Raw genomic sequence first — 19211 nt, forward strand, 5'->3', positions numbered from 1 at the left:
GGTTGTCCGACGCCGGGCCCCGGCCGCTAGGGCTGGTGGGACTGGAGATATTTGACCGTCGCCGGGTCGGCCGGGAGCAGCGTCTCGATGGCCAGCTCGGCGACCGTCACGTCCATGGGGGTGTTGAACGTGGAGATCGACGAGATGAAGGAGAGGACGTGTCCGTCGTGCTCGACCCGCAGGGGCAGCGCGAAGTAGGGCACGTCCGTGCCGGCCTCGAAGGCGTCCACGCCCGGATCCTCCACCGGGTACGCGGCCACCTCCTCGTACACCGCGCGCAGCGCGTCCGAGCGCTGCAGGGCGATCTGCCGCTCCATCTGGTGCAGCAGATGCCCACGCCACTCCCGCAGATTGCGGATCCGGGGCGCGAGGCCCTCGGGGTGGAGGGTGAGCCGCATCGCGTTCAGAGGCGGCGCCAGGAGGTGCTCCGGGACGCCTTCGAGGAGCATCGCCAGGCTGCGGTTGGCCGTGATCACGTCGTACGCCGCGTCGACGACCAGGGCCGGATAGGGCTCGTAGCCGGTCAGGAGCTGTTCGAGCCCCTCGCGCAGCGGGCCCATCGACGGGTCGTCGAGGGGGGTCTGCCGGAAACGGGGGGCGTAACCGGCCGCCAGGAGCAGGGAGTTGCGGTCCCGCATCGGTACGTCGAGGTGGTCGGCGAGACGCAGCAAGGTCTCCTCGCTCGGCCGTGACCTGCCCGTCTCGATGAAGCTGATGTGCCGCGCCGACGAGTCCGCGCGCAGGGCAAGGTCCAGCTGGCTGACCTTGCGCCGCTCGCGCCAGCCGCGCAGGAGGGGACCGACTCCGGAGGTGGGATTCGCCTGAGTGGGCGCGGCAGTTGTCATACTCAGACGGTAATCGATGGGTCCGGCACGTTCCGGGGGCGGCGCTAGGGCCTGTCCGATGGGTCGGGCCGGCTCTTCGCGCCGGGTGCCGATTCAGCAGGGCCCGCGACCCCGGCAGGACCCATCGGACAGGCCCTAGGGGCCAGGGCGGGCGGCCGCATGCTGTGGCAGGGTGAGAAACGTACGTACATTCGCCGGTCCTGCGGTCGTACACCGTACGCGGTACGACCTGGGGCCCGACCCGGAAGGAGCGTGGCCATGCCTGTCGAACCGCTGTCACAGAAGGAGGTCGAGGAACGGCTCGCCGAGCTTCCCGGCTGGTCCCTCGACGGCGACCGGATCACCCGCTCCTACCGCCTCGGCTCGCACTTCGCGGCCGCCGCGATGGTCGTGCACGTCGCGCAGGTCCAGGAGGAGCTCGGCCACCACTCCGACCTGACGCTCGGCTACAACTCCGTCGCCCTCTCCGTGAACACCCACAGCGTGGGCGGCGCCATCACCGACCTCGACTTCGAACTGGCCCGCAGGGTCGAGGAGTTGGCGCTGGGTCACGGGGCGGCCTGAATGCCGATGCTGGACTACGGCAAGGAAGCCGACCGCTATGACGCATCGCGCGGCGGCGAGCCGCGCGCCGCGGCAGCTGCCGCAGCCGTTCTGGGCCTGGTGCCTTCCCGGGCCCGCACCCTGCTGGACGTGGCCTGCGGCACGGGCCTGGTCACCCGGCGCCTTTCCCGCCCCGGCCTGCGGGTGACCGGCGTGGACGCGGCCGACGGCATGGCGCGGATGGCGGCGGCGCGGGTCCCGGGAGCCGTGGTGCTCGGGGACAGCCGTCAACTGCCCTTCCCCGACGCCTCATTCGACGCGGTGAGCACGGTCTGGCTGCTGCATCTGCTGCCCGGCGCCGACGAGACGGCGGCGGTCGTCGCCGAGTGCGCGCGCGTGCTGCGGCCCGGCGGTGTCTTCGTCACGACCGTCGACAAGGCCGCCTCGCACGACGTGGGCAGCGACATCGACGCCGTGCTCGCCGGACGTCCGGTGCGCACCGCCCCCGACCGCGCGGACACGGTGCGCTCGCACGCGGCGGCGCACGGCCTGACCGGGGAAGGGCGGGCACGGTTCCGCGGGCACGGCCAGGGGCGCTCGCCACGTGGCACCGTCGATGACCTCTACCGGGGCTGGTTCACCCTGCTGGCCCCGGACGCGCCCCTGACCGCACAGTTCGCGGCCCGCCTCGCGGAGCTGCCGGACCAGGAAGTGCCGCGCGCCGACCCGGAGTTCACGCTCCTGTCCTTCCGCAAGGAGCCGGCGCCCGCCGCCACATGAATCCGCAGATCGGTTTGCTGAAACGGCAAGGCTGTTTGGCGAGCGGCGCCCCGAAGCGCAGGCTGGGGACCGTCCCCACCCACCCCTGAGCACACCGAAGGCGGCGGCAGCGAAGATGGCCCACGACCACGACGACACTCACCAGCACGGCCACGGTCACCACCACCACGACGACATCGACTGGGCGGCGATGGGCCCGATGCTGGAGCGGCAGGCGGAGCTCGCCGCGCCGCAGAACCGCGAGATCGCCGCGTGGCTGCGCGACTGGCAGCCGGAGCCGTCCCTGATCGCGGACGTCGGCGGCGGCTCGGGCAGCGTCTCCTTCCTCCTCGCCGAGGCCTTCCCCAAGGCCGATGTGATCACCGTGGACCCGGCGGAGCCGCTCCTGGAGCGCGCCAGGGCACGCGCAGCCCGCGAGGGCCTGACGGACCGTGTAAGGACCCGCCGGGCGGAACTGCCCGAGGGCATCGGTGAACTGCCGCCCGCCGACCTCCTCTGGATCGGCCGTGCCCTGCACCACGTGGGCGACCAGCAGGCGGCGCTCGCCGCCCTCGCGGACCGCCTGGCGCCGGGCGGCGCACTGGCCCTCCTCGAAGGCGGCCTCACCCCCCGCAGCCTGCCCCGCGACATCGGCTTCGGCCGCCCCGGTCTGCAGACCCGCTTCGACCTGGCCGACGAGAAGTGGTTCACGCAGATGCGCGCGAGCCTGCCGGGCGCGAAGTCGGTCACGGAGGACTGGCCCGCACTCCTGACCGAGGCGGGCCTGCGCCACGCGGGCACCCGCTCCTTCCTCCTTGACCTCCCGGCCCCCCTGCCCGCCAACGCCCGCACCCACCTGATCGGCGAACTCACCCGCCGCCGGGAGATGCACGCGGACACCCTCGACCCCGACGACCTCACCACGGTCGACCGCCTCCTGGACGAGAAGGACGAACAGAGCCTGTATCACCGGCCCGATGTGTTCCTGCTGTCCGTGCAGACGGTGCATGTGGGGGTCAAGGGCTAGCGGGGCAGTGGCCGGGGCGGGCGTACAGGGTGACGCGCCAGCCCCGGTCGCTCCGGGTGTTGCATTGCTCGAAGCTGTCCTTCAAGACGTCGCGTTTCACGATCTCCCGCGGGATCCGGTCGACGGGATCGCGTGAGGGGTCGGTGACGAAGACGATCCGGGTCCGCTTGAGCATCCGGGCCCGGATGACATCGGCGCCGACCTCGGTGCCGTACAAGGTGTGCGAAGCGGCGGGACGCCGGTCGAGGGCGAGATCGTCGAGCCCCGCGACGGCCTGCGGGTGCGGCAGGGACCAGACCCGGCGGCGCGACGGCATGTACAGCACGGCGTCACCCTCGCTCCCGGCGTCCTGAATGGCCTGCGTGACCGCTGCCGTGTCGTCGAGGCGGCTCTCCGGAGTGCGCAGATGCACGCTGTAGGGGGCCAGAGCGATCACGGCGGCAGCGGCGGTGACCGCAGCGACGGCGGTCCGCCGGCGTCCGCCGCGTGACATCTGGTCGAGGAGCGCCCCGATGAGCAGCGCGAGCCCGGCGACGGCGTACAGGACGTAACGGTCCGCGTAGAGCGGCTTGACCGGGGCGATGAGCAGCAGCGCGAGCGTGGGGGTGACGAGCAGCGCCAGGGCGGGCCGACGCAGCCCGATCGGCCGCCCCGCATCCGCCGCCCGCCCGCCGAGCCTGCCGAGGAGCGCCGCGCAGACCACCCCGGCCACGCACAGACCGGTGGCCCCCGCGTACTGGCTCAGGTCGACGTGGAGCCACCCCACCTGATCCTTCTGCCGCTGGCTCAGCACGGCGAGCGGCGCAAGACCCGTGACCACGACCGCCGCGGCCCGGGCCCACGGCCGACGCGCGGTCCACGGCACCGTCAGAGCGTGCGCGGGCAGCGCGAACACCGCGAACTCGTGCAGCAGGCACGTCACCAGCATCAGCGCGCCGTACCAGCGCCACAGCCGGCGTGCCCGGCGTCCGTCGGCGGAGGCCGCGCGCACCAGTACGTACGTCGCCCAGACGACAAGGGCGCACACCATCGCGTACGAACGGCCCTCCTGTGCGAAACGCTGGATCGACGGGATCACTGCGAACACGATCCCGGCGAGCAGTCCGGCCCGCGGACCGGCGAGTTGCCGCCCGAGCATCGCCACACCGGCGGTGGCCACGCTCATCGCGAGCACGGACGGGATCCGCATCACGAGCAACGGGTCGGCACGGCCGAAGAGTTCACAGATCCCGTAGAGGCCGTACATCAGTAGGTAGTAGAGCCCGTGCACGGCGTCCGCGTTTCCCAGCGTGTGCCAGAGGTCGGACAGGCCGCGGTGCGCGACGTCGTACGTGACCGCTTCGTCCCGCCACATGTGACCTCCGCGGCGTACGCCCCAGAAGCCCAGGGCGAGTGTCAGCAGCACACCTGGCAGTACGGCGGGCAACCACCGTGTGCGATCCCTGAGTTGAACGGCGTGCTCGGCCTTGCGTTCGACCGCTTGTGGCGGGTCGGAAAGGCTGGAGCGAGTGGTGGTGGCGATGGCGGGCTCCCCGTGCGTGTGCGGTCGGCTGTGCGGATCCGGGGCCCAAGAGCGGGCCCGGAAAGCCGAGTTCAGCGACACGCGGATTGATAGGCAGCCCCGTTCCGCCACACCGATCAATTGCTAACGTGGTCACGGATCTTGACCAGAGGGGGCTGGAAGGGGCGGGCAGCGATGGGGCGCAGGGAGAAGCCGCTCGAGCCGACGGCAGGCCCGGTCCAGCGTTTCGCGCACGAACTCCGCAAGCTCCGCGTCGACGCGGGCAGCCCCACCTACCGGGCGATGGCGCAGCGCGTCGCGTACTCGGCTCCCACGCTCTCCGCGGCCGCCGCGGGAGAACGGCTCCCGACGCTGCCCGTGCTGCTCGCCTATGTGTCCGTGTGCGACGGGGAACCGGAGGAGTGGGAACGGCGCTGGTACGAAGCGGTCGCCGAGAGCGCCGAACGGGACATGGGCGACGGCGAGTCCCCCTATCCCGGGCTCGCCAGATTCGGCGCCGACGACCAGGCCCGCTTCCATGGCCGCGGCGACCTCGTGGACGAGCTGGTGCGGCTCACCTCGCGGCGACGCGTGGCGGCGGTGATCGGCGCCTCCGGCAGCGGCAAGTCGTCGCTGCTGAGGGCCGGGCTGATCCCGGCGTTACGGGAGTCCACCGATCAGTGGCGTCCCGCCGCGATCCGCATTCTCACTCCGGGCGACCGCCCGGCCCGAACACACAAGCACCTGTTGACGCCCGCCGACGGCGTCGGCGACACGCTCCTCGTGATCGACCAGTTCGAGGAGGTCTTCTCGCTCTGCCACTCCACGGCGGAACGGACGGAGTTCCTGGACCGGCTGCTCATGGCCCGCGCCTCCGGCAGCCGCCTGCGTGTGATCGTCGCCGTCCGCGCCGACTTCTACGGCCGTTGCGCCGAACACGGCCCTCTGGCCGACGCGCTGGGAGACGCCAACCTCCTCGTCGGCCCCATGTCGCCGAGTCGACTGCGCGAGGCCATCGTCAGGCCCGCGGCGGCCGAACAGCTCGTCGTGGAGCGGACGTTGACGGCCCGGATCGTGGCCGATGTGGCGGACGAGCCGGGTGGCCTCCCGCTGATGGCGCACGCGCTCCGCGAAGTGTGGCGGCGGCGCAACGGCAAGACCCTGACGGAGGCGGCGTACGAGGCGATCGGCGGCGTACGGGGCGCCATCGCGCACACCGCGGAGGAAGTCTTCGGGCGACTGACGGACGCGGAGGCCGCGACGGCCCGTCGGCTGCTCCTGCGCATGGTCGCGCCGGGCGACGGCACGCAGGACACCCGTCGCCCCGTCGACCGCGCCGAACTTCCGCCCGGCTGCGACGACGTACTGGAACGCCTGGTCGCCGCGCGGCTGCTCACCGTCGACGGAACGACGGTCGACCTCGCCCATGAAGCCCTGATCGGCGCGTGGCCGAGGCTCCGGGGGTGGGTCGACGCGGACCGCGACCGGCTGCGGCTGCACCGGGCGCTGACCGAGGCGGCCGTGACGTGGCAGGAGCTTGGGCGGGACGCGGGGGCCGTGTACCGGGGGACGAGGCTGACGGCGGCGCGGGAGGCGTTCGGTTCGGGAGCCTCCGACTCCTCCGACTCCCCGGAACTCGCCGCTCTCGAACTGACCGACCTGGAACGGGATTTCCTCCGCGCGGGTGTGGATGCCCACGACCATGACCTACGTGCGAAGGCACGCGCCGCGCGGCGGACGCGGGCGCTCGTCTCCGGCCTCGCCGTACTGCTCTGCCTCGCCGTGGTCGCGGGCGTGGCCGCCTGGCAGCAGAACCGGAACGGGGAGCGGCAGCGGGCCGAGGCCCAGGCGCGGCGGATCGTCGGCGTCGCGCAGACGCTGCGGCGTTCGGATCCGGTGACCGCGATGCGGCTGAGTGTGGCTGCCTGGCGCGTTGCGGATCTGCCGGAGACACGCGAGGCGGTGCGTGCCGCCGGCGCCTGGCGGGAGCAGGACTCGTTCGCCGCCCTCGACGACAGCACCGCGCCGAACGCGCCGCGCTGGCTGAGCGCGGACGGGCGCACGCTGACGGCGATCGACCGTGACCGTGTGATGCGGTGGGACGTGCGCGGCCATCGCCGCATCAGTACGACTTCCCGGCCCGGTATCCACGAGAACATCATGGCCGTCAGCGCCGACGGGCGCATGGTCGCGCAGCAGGGCAGGAGCGGCGTACTGGTGTGGGATCTGGTCCGGAACCGGGCGGCAGGACCGCGCTTGGGGACGGGGGATCGGTGGGACATGGACGGTTGGTTCGGGCCGAGCGGCCGGACCTTCGTCATCCGCACGAGGGTCGGCGACCGTGCCACGGTCCAGGTGTGGGACATACGAAGGCACAAGCTTCTCGACGAGATCCGGGGCCGGGACACGGAGAGTCCCGCTCCGGCGCTCAGCCCCGATGACCGGCTGCTCGCGACCTGTTCGGTGGGCGGCAGGCTCTCCGTGCGGGACGTCGCGAAGGGGCGGTACGTGCCCAGGACCTGGCCGCGCGATGTGGATGAACAGGTCTGCGGAGCACCTGAGTTGACGTTCACTCCCGACAGCCGGGCACTGTCCTTCTCCATGGGGAGCGGCATCCGCACCTGGGAGCCGACGACCGGCCGGGAGCGCCCGAAGATCAAACTGCCCGCCGGCTCCGAGGGGAGCGTGGCCTTCGACGATGACGGGACGGTCGCGGCGGTCCAGGCCGACGGGGACATCACGCTGCGGAAGACCGATTCACCCGGCACGCCGCTCCTTCGATATTCGGTGCGGGACCGCGGAGCCACCGAGTTGAGGGTGGATACGGCAGCGGGTGTGATCCGCTACCGGGCCAGCTCCGAAGTCGTACGCACCCTCGACATTCGTGCGGCCCTGACCGTGCACCGTCGCGGTCGACCGCTGACGGCCGCGCGCTTCAGCCCGGACGGGCGCACCCTCGCCACGGTCGAAGGCCGCGGCGCCGAAGGGAAGTTCAGGGTGCGCGACGCGCGGAGCGGTGCGGTGTCGGAGTCGCTGCCCGGCCCGGCTTGTGCGGACTGCGGGACGGACCAGCCGTGGGCCTTCTCCCCGGACAGCCGGGCTCTTGCCTACGGGTCCGTGGGCGAGAGCGGCACGACGGTGCGGCGGTGGAACATCAGGGGCGCCGAGGAGTCGTCCCGTACGCGCGTCCCGTCGTTGGTCGAGAGCCTGGCGGTCCCGTCGCGCGGCACGCGAGTGGTCGCCGCGGGCAGGCCGCCGGGCGAGCGGGACAACGACGAATGGCACTTCGAGGTCTGGAACATGACGGGGGACACGCTCACCAAGGCGTTGCGGCAGCGTACAGGTGGACTGCTGGGAACGCTGGCTCCCGACGGCCGATCCCTCCTCACATCGGACGGTGTGCTGACCGACCTCGAGACGGGGCGGTCGTCGCGGGCACTGCGCGGCGAGGACATGTTGAGCACCATGGTCCACAGCCCCGACGGCCGCCTTCTCGCCGTCGCCGACGACATCGGCAGGATCACCCTGTGGGACGCCCGTGGCCGCCGAGTCCTGGGCGTGCTCTCTCCGGGCTCGTACGAATGGGGCACGGGGGAGGATCCATTCGGCTCGGTCCTGTCCTTCTCCGAAGACGGCCGCTACCTCGCCGCGGGTGGACCGGACGGCACCGTACGCGTCTGGGAGACCGACACCCCCCGCCTCGCGGGCGCCGAGTACCCCAGCACGGACGGCCCCGTCCTGGCCCTCGGCTTCACCGGGGACGAACTCCGTGTGGCGACCGCGCACATCCCCAGCCGCTCAGTCCCGATCGGGGCGGGCAGCGCGGCGGACGCCGTGTGCGAGCGTGCCCGAGGCGGACTCAGCAGGGGGCAGTGGCGCACCTATCTGCCAACTGTCGAGTACCGAAAGACGTGTTGACGAAGAAGAGGACGCCCCGGGGTGACTTCAGACCACGTCGAACGTCGACGGATCCGGACCGAGCCGCCGGTCCTCGTTCAGGGCGCTGAACGCCGCCATGTCCTCGGGGTCCAGCTCGAAGCTGAAGACGTCGATGTTCTCCTTGATCCGCGACGGCGTCACGGACTTGGGGATCACCACGTTGCCCAGCTGGATGTGCCAGCGCAGGACGACCTGCGCAGGCGTGCGGCCGTGCTTCTGGGCGATGGCGATGATCGCCGGGACCTCCAGGAGGCCCTTGCCCTGGCCCAGCGGGGACCAGGCCTCCGTGGTGATGCCCTGCTCCGCGTGGTACTCGCGGGCGGCGCGCTGCTGGAGGTGTGGGTGGAGCTCGATCTGGTCGACCGCCGGGATGATCGACGTCTCGCCGAGCAGCCGCTCCAGGTGGTCGGGCTGGAAGTTCGAGACGCCGATGGACTTCGCGCGGCCGTCGGCCTGGATCTTCTCGAAGGCCTTGTACGTGTCCACGTAGAGGTTCTTGGAGGGCATCGGCCAGTGAATCAGGTACAGGTCCACATAGTCGAGGCCCAGCCTCTCCAGCGAGGCGTCGAAGGCGCGGAGCGTGGAGTCGTAGCCCTGGTCCGCGTTCCGGAGCTTCGTGGTGATGAAGAGCTTCTCGCGGGCGATGCCGGAAGCGGCGATCGCCTTGCCGGTGCCCTCTTCGTTGCCGTAGATGGCCGCGGTGTCGATGCTGCGGTACCCGGCCTCCAGCGCCGTCGCGACGGCCACCTCGGCCTCGTCGTCCGGTACCTGCCAGACGCCGAAGCCGAGCTGCGGCATCTCGACGCCATTGTTCAGGATGATCGGGGGGACCTTGCTCACGAGCTCTCGATCCTTAAGTCGTCGGGTGGTACTCCCATGGTCAACGATCAGGTGCGGTGCTGCATTACATGACCACTCCCGGGTGAAGTACGGGCGATTTTTGGTCCGCACCATTGACCGCGTTCCGTCATGCCGCGACTCTATTGCACATCACTGAACGCGGAACACTCATGTGAACGCCGGGTGAAATCCCCACGGCGCTCGGTGTTTCGCTCCTGCCCCCCCCAACCCTGAACCCCCACTTTTCAGGAAGGCAGCGACCACGCATGAATGACCACGAGACCCCCACGGCACTCCCGGCGGCAGAAGCCGTCACCGCATGGCAGACCCCCGAGTACGAGGTCGTGGAGACCGCGCTCGAAGTGACCGCGTACCGCCGCGCCGACCGGTAACCCCGCCGCCATGCTGCTGCAGGTGCTCGGCACCGCGGCGGGCGGCGGGCTGCCCCAGTGGAACTGCGCGTGCCCCGGGTGCACCGGGGCGCGCGCCCACCCGGAGCGTCGCCGCCGGCATGCCTCGCTCGCCGTTCGTGCGGCGGAGGGGCGCTGGTACGTCGTCAACGCCACCCCCGACATCGGCGAGCAGATCGAGGACTGCCCTGCCTTGCGTCCCGGCCCCGGAGCCCGGCAGACCCCCGTCGCCGGCGTCGTGCTCACCGACGCCGAACTCGACCACACCCTCGGCATCGCCCGCTTCCGGGAAGCTGCCGACGGCATCGAGGTCCTCGCCACCGCTCCCGTGCGGGACGCGGTGGGGGAGGGGCTGCGGCTCGACGCCGTCCTCGGGCCCTACACCCGGGTGCGCTGGCGGGAGTTGACCGCCGCCGGGCGTTCCCTGGGTGATGGTGATGACGGGGGTGTGCGTATCAGTGCTGTCCCCCTGTCCGGGAAGCGGCCCAGATACGCCGTCAATTCCGAGGGGGGTGGGGACAGTTGGTCTGTGGCATTGCGTCTGCACGACTCCGGTACCGGCCGGACCCTGCTGTACGCTCCCGCCCTCGCCGTCTGGTCCGACGCCTTCGACGAAGCTGTGCGCGACGCCGACCTCGTCATCGTCGACGGCACCTTCTGGGACGACGACGAGCCCCTGCGCGCCGGGTTCTCCACCCGCACCGCCACCGGCATGGGACATCTGCCCATCGCGGGCCCCGGCGGCAGCGCGCACCGGCTCGCCCGGCTGCCGGGGCGCTGCCTCTACACCCACCTCAACAACACCAATCCCCTGGGGAATCCGCACGCCGAGCAGCACAAGCTCCTCGCGGAGTGGGGCATCGAAGTCGCGGCGGAACGGATGGTGATCGAGCTATGACTGGGACGGCTCCCTGGACGGCCGACGAGTTCACGGAACGGCTGCGTGCCGTCTCCGCCGAGCGCTACCATGACCGGCACCCCTTCAACGTACGCATGCACGAAGGCACCCTGACCCGCGACGAGTTGCGCCGCTGGATCGTGAACCGCTTCCACTACCAGCGGTACATCCCCGTCAAGGACGCCCTGATTCTCGCCAAGTTCGACGATCCTGCGCTGCGGCGCGGCTGGGTGCGGCGGATCCAGGACCACGACGGGGAGAAGGACGGCGACGGCGGCATCGAGCGATGGCTGCGGCTCGGCGAGGCCGCAGGTATCGCGCGCGAGGTGCTGCTCGACGTCTCCAGCGTGCTGCCCGGCGTGCGGCTCGCGGTCGACGGGTACGTCAACTTCTGCCGCCTCAGGCCCGCCCTGGACGCCGTCGCCGCCTCGCTCACGGAGCTGTCCGCGCCGAACCTCATGCGGACCCGGATCGACGCGTTCGAGCGGCACTACCCGTGGATCGAGCCGGAGGGCCTCGCGTATTTCCGTACCCGGGTGGAACAGGGCAGCCGGGACGGGCAGGAAGCGCTCGGCCTCGTCCTGGAGTGGGCGCGCACGCGGCCGGAGCAGGAGCGCGCTGTCGCTGCGCTCGGCTTCAAGTGCGACGTCCTGTGGACGCTGCTCGACGCGGTCGACCGCGGGCCGGGGCACGGCCGATGAGTGATGCGGCGATGAGCGATGCGGCGATGAGCGATGCAGTGATGAGTGATGTAGCGATGAGTGATGCCGTACGTCTGCCCGGTGGTCGCCCGGAGGACGATGCCGCGCCGACCGGCTGGCGTCCGGTGCTCGCCCGCTCCGTCGTCCTGCGGCGCGACCGGGTGCGCGGCGTCGATTTGCTGGTGCTGCCCGAGCGGGTGGTCGTGCTGCGCGGGTCCGCGGGGAGTGTGGTGGGTCTGTGCGACGGCGAGCGTGAAGTCGACGAGATCGTGGGCGAGTTGGCGCGACTGCATCCGGATGCGCCGGTGGCCGAGGAGGTGCCGCGGTTCCTCGCCGCGCTGCGGGCGGAGGGGTGGCTCCGGTGACGGATCGTCCCCGGAGCACTGGCGCCGCTGTGTCTTCGGGTCGGGGTTTGGCTGGGGTCCCGGGTTTTGGGGCTGTTGTGTCTTCGAGTCGGGGTTCGGCTGCGGGCCCGAGCGCTGGTGCCGCCGTGTCTTCGGGTCGGGGTTCGGCTGCGGGCCCGAGTGCTGGTGCCGCCGTGCCCCCGAGTCCCGGAACAGCTGCGGGCCCGAGTCCTGGGGTCGCCGCGTCTTCGGGTCGGGGTTCGGCTGCGGGCCCGAGCGCTGGTGCCGCCGTGCCCCCGGGCCCCGGAACAGCTGCGGGCCAGAGCCCCGGCGCCACTGCGCCCCCGAGCCCCGGCATGACCGCGCTCCCGAGCCCCGGCATGACCGCACCCCCGAGCCCCGGCACGACCGCACCCCCCAGCCCTCGCCCCGTAGAGCCGCCTTGGGCCCTTCTCGCCGAGCTCACCCATGGGTGCCCTCTCAGGTGTGTCTACTGCTCCAATCCGACGGAACTAGTCGGGCGCAGAAGGGAGTTGAGCGGCGCAGAGTGGTGCGACGTGATGCGGGAGGCCGCCGATATCGGTGTCGTGCAGACGCATCTGTCCGGCGGGGAGCCGCTCCTGCGCCGTGACCTCGTGGAGATCGTGCGCGGTGCCGATGCGGCCGGGATCCATACACAGCTCGTGACCAGCGGGGTCGGCCTGCACGAGGGTCGGCTCGACGCGCTCGTCGGCGCGGGGCTGCGCAGCGTCCAGCTGTCCGTGCAGCACGCGGACCCCGGAGTCGCTCAACTCATCGCCGGAGCACGGGCTTTCACCGCCAAGGAGCGAGCGGCCCGGCTCGTCCGGTCGGCCGGACTCCCGCTCGGCCTCAACGCCGTGCTGCACCGCGCCAATCTGGACGCGCTCGACGGGCTCGTGGAGCTGGGGCTCGACTGGGGCGCCGACCGCATCGAGCTGGCCAACACCCAGTTCTACGGCTGGGCGCTGCGCAACCGCGACGCGCTGCTGCCGGGTCGCGAGCAGGTCGCCCGGGCCCGCGAACGCGTCGAGCGATGGCGGGAGCGGCTCGCGGGGCGGATGGAACTGGTGTGGGTGGCGCCCGACTACGTAGACGGGATCGCCAAGCCCTGCATGGGCGGCTGGGGCGCCGTCTCGCTGACGGTCGCCCCGGACGGGACGGTGCTTCCGTGCCCGGCATCCGCCGAACTCCTCGGACGCGGGGCGCCGAACGTCAAGGAGCACCGGCTGTCCTGGATCTGGCAGGAGTCGGACGCCTTCAACCGCTACCGCGGCCAGGCATGGATGCGTGACCCCTGCCGCAGCTGCGAGCTGCGCACCGTGGACTTCGGCGGCTGCCGCTGCCAGGCGTACGCCCTGACCGGCGACGCCACCCGCACCGACCCCGCCTGCCACCTCTCGCCGGACCACGCGGAGGTCCGCGCCCTCGTCGACAGCGCGGGCGGCCGCGCGACGGACTTCGCCTACCGGGCGTACCCGAAGACGTAACCCCCCTCCCGCGGGACCTGCACCCCGTCCTGCACCCTCAGACCGTTAGGAACCCTTCCTAACAACGTAAAGGAGAGCACACCCCCCATGTCCCCCACCCCCCGCAGAACCATCACCGCCGCGGCAGCCGCCGCGGCCCTCGCGGCGACCTCCCTCACCCTGGCCGCCCAGTCCTCGGCCGCGCCCCCGCAAGCGCGGCCGAAAGCCCCCGGCACCATCCACGCCGCCCCCTACGAGTACCTGGGCTGGGGCGACCCGCAGCAGCCCACCGACGTGATGGCCGCGACCGGCGTCAAGTGGTTCACGCTCGCCTTCATCCTGTCCGACGGCGGCTGCAACCCCGCCTGGGACGGCAGCCGTCCGCTGAAGGGCGGCTCCGACGAGGCCGCCGTCGACTCCATACGTGGTGCGGGTGGCGACATCGTCGTCTCCGTCGGCGGCTGGAGCGGCGCCAAGCTCGGCGAGAAGTGCAGCAACGCCGAGGCGCTCGCCGGCGCCTACCAGAAGGTCATCGACGCCTATGACCTCAAGGCGTTCGACATCGACATCGAGGACACCGAGTTCAACAACGCGACCGTGCGTCAGCGGGTCGTCGACGCCCTGAAGATCGTGAAGGAGAAGAACCCCGGGATCGTCACCTACGTGACGATGGGGACGACCCCGGAGGGTCCCGACGCCACCGGCAAGGACCTCATCGAGCGCGGCGCCGCCGCCGGGCTCGACAACGACGCCTGGGTGATCATGCCGTTCGACTTCGGCGGTCACAGCGGCTCCATGGGCGATGCGTCGGTCAGCGCCATGGAAGGCCTGCGGAGCGCGGTCAAGAGTGCATACGGCTACAGCGATGCCGACGCGTACAAGCACATCGGCGTCTCCTCCATGAACGGCAAGACCGACGTGCCCGACGAGACCGTCACCACGGGCGACTTCGAGACGATCCTCGCCTACGCCGAGGAGCACCACATCGCACGGTTCTCCTTCTGGTCGGTCAACCGTGACCGCGACTGCGGTTCGGGCGGCAGCCCCGGCGACTCGTGCAGCGGCGTGTCGCAACAGCCGTACGACTTCACCAAAATCGTTGCCCAGTACGGAGGTTGAGAGATGACCAGCGGCGAGAACAGCGGCAAGAACAGCGGCAAGAAGAGAGCGGCCCTGCTCGGGGCCGCCGCACTCGTGGCCGGGCTCACGCAGTACGTCCCCGCCGTGTCCGCCGCCCCCGCGCCACCGGCGTCGATGTCGGCGTCGGCGTCGACGTCGACGTCGGCCTCGGCGGTCGGCGAACCGACGGACATCGAGACGATTTCCACCGGCTGGACGATCCCCTGGGGCACCTCCTGGACGCCCGACGGCACGTCCGCGGTGGTCACCGAGCGCGACGACTTCCGCGTCTGGCTCGTCTCCAAGGACGGCAAGGAGAAGACGCGGATAGGCACCGTTCCCGAGTCGCAGACCACGGGCGGCGAGGGCGGGTTGATGGGTGTCGCCGTCGACCCGGACTGGGACACGAACCATTACGTGTACGTCATGCACACCTCGACCGAGGGCAATCGCATCGCCCGTATGACCTACGACGGCACACAGCTGACGGACTACAAGGTGCTGCTCAAGGGGATCAAGAAGAACAAGTACCACAACGGCGGCCGCCTGGCCTTCGGCCCCGACGGCCACCTCTACGCCACCACGGGCGACGCCCAGGACGGCGACCTCGCGCAGGACAAGAACTCCCTCAACGGCAAGATCCTGCGCCTGACGAAGGACGGCGAACCCGCCCCCGGCAACCCCTTCGGCAACTACGCCTACAGCATGGGGCACCGCAACCCGCAGGGCATCGCCTTCGACCCCCAAGGCCGCCTGTGGGAAGCCGAGTTGGGGCAGAGCGCCAAGGACGAGCTCAACCTCATCAAGCCCGGCGCGAACTATGGCTGGCCCACCTGCGAGGGCGAGTGCGACGTCTCCGGCATGACGAACCCCAAGAAGACCTGGGGCGTCGCGGAGGCCTCACCGAGCGGCGTCGCCATCGTGGACGGCGCCGTCTACATGGCGGCGCTGAAGGGCGAGCGGCTCTGGCGCATACCGATCAGCGCCGACAACGAGGACGTCGGCACGGCGAAGGCGTTCTACGTCGGTGAGTACGGGCGGCTGCGCGCCGTCACCGCCGTGCCGGGCGCCGATCAGCTCTGGCTCTCCACCACCAACGCGGACAACAACGGTGGCGAGCCCGACGGTTCGGACCGGATCTTCCGAGTGACGATCGGATAGTTCCTCATGCTGCCGCGGTGCCGAGGTAGGCGTCCCGCACCTTCGGGTCCGCGCGCACCTCGGCCGCCGTGCCCTGGGCGAGGACGCCACCCAGGTCGAGCACGACGACGCGGGCGCAGAGCTCCATCACGAACGCGACGTTGTGCTCGACCAGGAGCACGGCACAGCCCTCCTCGTCCGCGAGGTGCCGGATGACGGCCGACAGCTGACCCCGCTCGTCGGCCGTCATCCCGGACGCGGGCTCGTCGAGCAGCAGCACCCTCGGCGGGTCCGCCACCGCCCGCGCCAGCTCCACCATGCGGGCCCGGCCGACGGGGAGTGCACCCGCGTAGTCATCGCCGATGGCGTCAAGTCCGCACTCACGCAGCACAGTTGCGGCACGGGAACGCCGCCCCTTCTCCCGTGTACGCCGGGTGGGCGCCGCAAGGAGATCGGCGGCGAACCCGCCTCCGCCGCCCCGCCACTCCTGCGCCACAAGCAGATTGTCGGCGACGGTGAGCTGACCGAAGAGCTGCTGGCGCTGGAAGGTGCGGCGCATGCCGTGCCGGGCCCGCCAGACGGGGGAGCGGCGGGTGATGTCGGCCCCGTCGAGGAGGACCCGCCCCTCGTCGGGTCGGCGGATGCCGGAGACGACATCGAACAGGGTGGTCTTTCCCGCCCCGTTGGGCCCGATGAGGCCGCAGACCTCGCCCGGGCGCAGGCCGAGGTCCACCTGGTCGAGGGCGCGGATGCCGCCGAAGCGGACGCCGATGCCGCGGGCTTCGAGTATGCGGTCATCCACGCGGTCGTCGCTCATGGCCTGCCCACTCCTTCGGTGTGCCCCTGCGCGGCTATGCCCAGATAGGCCTCGGTGAGCTGATCCGCCCGGACTTCGGAGCGCGGGCCGCACCACGAGACACGGCCCTGCGCGAGGTACGCCACGGTGTCGGCGACGCCCAGGATCTCCGCCGCCTTCTCCTCCACCAGGAGCAACCCCGTCCCCGCGTCCCGGAGTTCGCCAAGCAGTCGGAACACCTCGTCGACGACGCGGGGAGCGAGGCCGAGGGACGGCTCGTCCGCGATGAGCACCGCGGGTGGGCGCTGGAGGAGGGGAGCGAGGGCGAGCATCTGCTGCTCGCCTCCGGAGAGGGAGCCCGCGGTGATCTTCCGCCGGGCGGCGAGGCTGCCGAACCGGTCGTAGACGGCTTCGCGGGCGGTCTTGTCCGGGAGGCGGAGGGTGAGGTTCTCCTCGATGGTGAGGGACGGGAAGATTCCCCTTCCCTCGGGGGCGAGGACGACGCCTGCCTTTGAGCGGGCGACGGCGCCTTCGCGGGTGGCTTCGCGTCCGGCGACGTGGATCGAGCCCTGGGTGGGTGCGATGAGTCCGGACGCGACCTTGCAAGTCGTCGACTTTCCCGCCCCGTTGGGGCCGAGGAGGGCGACGATTTCGCCCGGGTGGACGGTGAGGGTCACTCCGTGGAGGACGGGAGCGCCGTCGTATCCGGCATGCAGGTCGTGGAGGGTAAGGGCAAACGCCGGACGGGCTGAATGATTCTGGCCGGTGCTTGGGGGTTTCAGCCCGTCCGGCGTTTGAGGACGAACTCGGCGAAGCCGGTGATTGACGGCAACCGGTGGAGGCGAAGCCGTTTTCGGGAAGGGGTGCCCGCGCGCGGAGCGCGCTGATGAGGCACCGCGGGGAAATTCACCGCCGGAGGCAACCCCAGCCCCCACCTCCCGCACCCGCCGCCGATGCATCCGCACCGAAACCGCCGCACAGTACCCATCCGGATCATTGGCCAAGGCAAGCCCCGCAAGCCCGAACAGAATCACCGGCACCTGCACCGACTCCGTCACATAGTCCGCCAGGACATGCGGCATCACCGCGAACACCAGCCCCGCCACCACCGCGAACTGCGGCCTCCGCACCCCCGCCGCGACCACCACCGCCAGCCACACAAGCCCCGTCATCGCCGTGAAGTCCGTAGCCGTGATCCGCGTGTTGAACGACGCGTACATCACGCCCCCGAACCCCGCGAGCCCCGCCGACAGCGTGAAGAGGAGCAGCTTCGTGCGGACCACGGAGACGCCCGACGCCATCGCCGCCGCCGGAGCGGACCGCACCGCCAGCATCGCCCGCCCGGTCGCCGACCCGCGCAGCGCGCTGAGCGCCGCCACCGCCACCGTCACCAGGACGACCATCGCCACGCCCATCGCGCGGTCGTCCGTCAGGTCCACCGGGCCGAAGACCGGCCGGGGTATCTCCCACCCCGTGTCACCGTTCCTTAACCACCCCATCTGGAAGAGGACTTGATCGGCCAGGAACGCCAGCGCCAGCGTGGCAAGGGCCAGGGACCGGCCCCCGAGCCGCAGCGCCGGCAGCGCGACCAGCGCGCCGAGCACCGCCGCCCCGCACGTCCCCACCAGCGCCGCCGCGATGAACGGCCAGCCGTGGCTCATCAGCAGCCCGGCCACCAGCGCCGCCCCCGTCACGAAGGTCGCCTGCGCCAGGGACACCATCGCGCCGAGCCCCGTCACCACGGTGAACGAGATGAAGACGACCGAGATGGCGAGGCCCTGCGCGAGGATCCCGCTCCAGAAGGGCGTGGTCACCGTGTAGAACGAGACCGCGAGCACGACCGCACCCGCCGCCCACGGCCCCCACCGCCGCGCCCACGAACGCCCCGCCAGATAGTCGATCGGCGGTGCGTCCGCCGCCGCGGTGCCCGCCGTGCGCTGCCGCCGCGTCAGCAGAAGCAGCCCGGCGAAGAGGATCAGGAACGGGACCGCCGTACGGAACCCCGTGATCTTCTCCGCGAAGTCGGCGTACCCGGCGACCAGGTTCTGCAGCACCCCGAGCCCGAGCCCGCCCGCGAAGGCCAGCGGGATCGACATGAAGCGGCCGAGCACGGCCGCCGTCGCGGAGACGAACAGGAACAGCGTGAAGTCGTGCGACGAAAGACCGAGCAAGGGCGTCGCCAGCACACCCGCAAGCCCCGCGAGCCCCGACGACAGCATCCACGCCACCGACGAGAGCCGGTCCGCGCTCATGCCCCGCAGCTCCACCAGCGAACGGTTGTCGACCGCGGCCCGCAGCCGGAGCCCCAGCGGTGTGTGCCGCATCAGGACCCACAGGCCGACCGCAACCACGGCCGTCGCCACCCACGTGATCAGCTGGTCGGAGTCGATGCCGACGCCGTCCATCAGCTGCCAGGACTTGGCGGGGCTCGGCCCGACCCCCGGAAGACCGAACTGGTTCTCGGCGGGCTTCACGGAAGCGCCCGCGTCCTCCAGGAGTTCCACCACCCACAGGCCGAGCGCGGGCAGCGCGACGAGCAGACCGATCGTCGCCACGATCTGCGCGGTCTCGCCGACCCGCGCCAGTTTGCGGAACATCAGCCGGTCAAGGCCCCAGCCGAGGGACGGGGCCACCACGCAGACAAGGAGCAGGGCCGTCGGCACGGCCGGCCAGCCGAAGCCGGAATGGAGTTCGTAGAACGCGAGTGCGCAGAGGTAGGCGGTCGCGCCGTGCGCGAAGTTGAAGAGACCGGACGCGGAGTAGGACAGGACGAGGCCCGTGGCGAGCAGCGCGTAGAGCGCGCCCGAGACGAGACCGCTCAGGATGAAGCCGAGGAGGTCCGACATGAGGTGAGACGCCCCC

Annotated in this window: 16 protein-coding genes; 11 read left to right on the forward strand and 5 right to left on the reverse strand. The window is 71.3% G+C overall.

Features of this window, described 5'->3' with window-relative positions:
• Positions 1–26: 26 nt before the first annotated feature.
• Positions 27–845, reverse strand: coding sequence for a helix-turn-helix transcriptional regulator (locus AB0O76_RS27115; protein ID WP_365496249.1), 819 nt, complete (start codon positions 843–845; stop codon positions 27–29).
• 258 nt (positions 846–1103) lie between these two features.
• Here AB0O76_RS27115 and AB0O76_RS27120 point away from each other — a divergent pair, with 258 nt between their 5' ends.
• The 3 genes from AB0O76_RS27120 (at position 1104) to AB0O76_RS27130 (ending at position 3174) form a co-directional block, all read left to right on the forward strand.
• Entirely contained in the window at positions 1104–1409 is a 306-nt protein-coding gene (locus AB0O76_RS27120; protein WP_365496251.1) for a 4a-hydroxytetrahydrobiopterin dehydratase, read from the forward strand.
• A 6-nt stretch (positions 1410–1415) separates the two neighbouring features.
• Entirely contained in the window at positions 1416–2168 is a 753-nt protein-coding gene (locus tag AB0O76_RS27125; RefSeq protein WP_365496346.1) for a class I SAM-dependent methyltransferase, read from the forward strand.
• 115 nt (positions 2169–2283) lie between these two features.
• A complete protein-coding gene (locus tag AB0O76_RS27130; protein WP_365496253.1) occupies positions 2284–3174 on the forward strand; it encodes a class I SAM-dependent methyltransferase in 891 nt (296 codons plus the stop codon).
• On the opposite strand, the gene AB0O76_RS27135 is transcribed toward AB0O76_RS27130, so the two are convergent.
• Positions 3164–4600: a glycosyltransferase family 39 protein gene (locus tag AB0O76_RS27135; protein WP_365496255.1), complete on the reverse strand. Its 1437-nt coding sequence runs from the start codon at positions 4598–4600 to the stop codon at positions 3164–3166. The genes AB0O76_RS27130 and AB0O76_RS27135 overlap by 11 nt on opposite strands.
• 270 nt (positions 4601–4870) lie before the next feature.
• Between AB0O76_RS27135 and AB0O76_RS27140 the strand changes: the two genes are divergently transcribed.
• Positions 4871–8593, forward strand: a complete 3723-nt coding sequence (locus AB0O76_RS27140) for a WD40 repeat domain-containing protein (RefSeq protein WP_365496257.1) — start codon at positions 4871–4873, stop codon at positions 8591–8593.
• Between the two features lie 27 nt (positions 8594–8620).
• On the opposite strand, the gene AB0O76_RS27145 is transcribed toward AB0O76_RS27140, so the two are convergent.
• Positions 8621–9412, reverse strand: a complete 792-nt coding sequence (locus AB0O76_RS27145) for an aldo/keto reductase (RefSeq protein ID WP_365496348.1) — start codon at positions 9410–9412, stop codon at positions 8621–8623.
• Positions 9413–9720: 308 nt separating this feature from the next.
• Between AB0O76_RS27145 and pqqA the strand changes: the two genes are divergently transcribed.
• The 7 genes from pqqA to AB0O76_RS27180 all read left to right on the forward strand — a co-directional run bounded on the left by pqqA (position 9721) and on the right by AB0O76_RS27180 (position 15574).
• Complete coding sequence (gene pqqA / locus AB0O76_RS27150) at positions 9721–9846, forward strand: pyrroloquinoline quinone precursor peptide PqqA (protein WP_365496259.1); 126 nt, start codon at positions 9721–9723, stop codon at positions 9844–9846.
• A 10-nt stretch (positions 9847–9856) separates the two neighbouring features.
• Positions 9857–10762, forward strand: coding sequence for an MBL fold metallo-hydrolase (locus tag AB0O76_RS27155; protein ID WP_365496261.1), 906 nt, complete (start codon positions 9857–9859; stop codon positions 10760–10762).
• Positions 10759–11463 carry a pyrroloquinoline-quinone synthase PqqC gene (pqqC, locus tag AB0O76_RS27160; RefSeq protein ID WP_365496263.1) on the forward strand — a complete coding sequence of 235 codons (705 nt, stop codon included), beginning with the start codon at positions 10759–10761 and terminating at the stop codon, positions 11461–11463. The genes AB0O76_RS27155 and pqqC overlap by 4 nt, the downstream gene beginning before the upstream one ends.
• Positions 11464–11519: 56 nt before the next feature.
• Positions 11520–11828 carry a pyrroloquinoline quinone biosynthesis peptide chaperone PqqD gene (gene pqqD / locus AB0O76_RS27165; protein ID WP_365496350.1) on the forward strand — a complete coding sequence of 103 codons (309 nt, stop codon included), beginning with the start codon at positions 11520–11522 and terminating at the stop codon, positions 11826–11828.
• Between the two features lie 359 nt (positions 11829–12187).
• Positions 12188–13315, forward strand: a complete 1128-nt coding sequence (gene pqqE / locus AB0O76_RS27170) for a pyrroloquinoline quinone biosynthesis protein PqqE (RefSeq protein ID WP_365496352.1) — start codon at positions 12188–12190, stop codon at positions 13313–13315.
• An 87-nt stretch (positions 13316–13402) separates the two neighbouring features.
• Entirely contained in the window at positions 13403–14413 is a 1011-nt protein-coding gene (locus AB0O76_RS27175) for a chitinase (protein WP_365496265.1), read from the forward strand.
• A gap of 3 nt (positions 14414–14416) precedes the next feature.
• Complete coding sequence (locus AB0O76_RS27180; protein ID WP_365496266.1) at positions 14417–15574, forward strand: PQQ-dependent sugar dehydrogenase; 1158 nt, start codon at positions 14417–14419, stop codon at positions 15572–15574.
• Between the two features lie 4 nt (positions 15575–15578).
• Here the strand turns inward: AB0O76_RS27180 and AB0O76_RS27185 are convergent, their stop codons facing one another.
• Positions 15579–16370, reverse strand: a complete 792-nt coding sequence (locus AB0O76_RS27185; protein WP_365496267.1) for an ABC transporter ATP-binding protein — start codon at positions 16368–16370, stop codon at positions 15579–15581.
• Positions 16367–19195, reverse strand: a complete 2829-nt coding sequence (locus tag AB0O76_RS27190; protein WP_365496269.1) for an ATP-binding cassette domain-containing protein — start codon at positions 19193–19195, stop codon at positions 16367–16369. The genes AB0O76_RS27185 and AB0O76_RS27190 overlap by 4 nt, the downstream gene beginning before the upstream one ends.
• Positions 19196–19211: the final 16 nt, after the last annotated feature.

Origin of the sequence: Streptomyces sp. NPDC086554, assembly GCF_040686095.1 — a bacterium.
Taxonomy (GTDB): domain Bacteria; phylum Actinomycetota; class Actinomycetes; order Streptomycetales; family Streptomycetaceae; genus Streptomyces.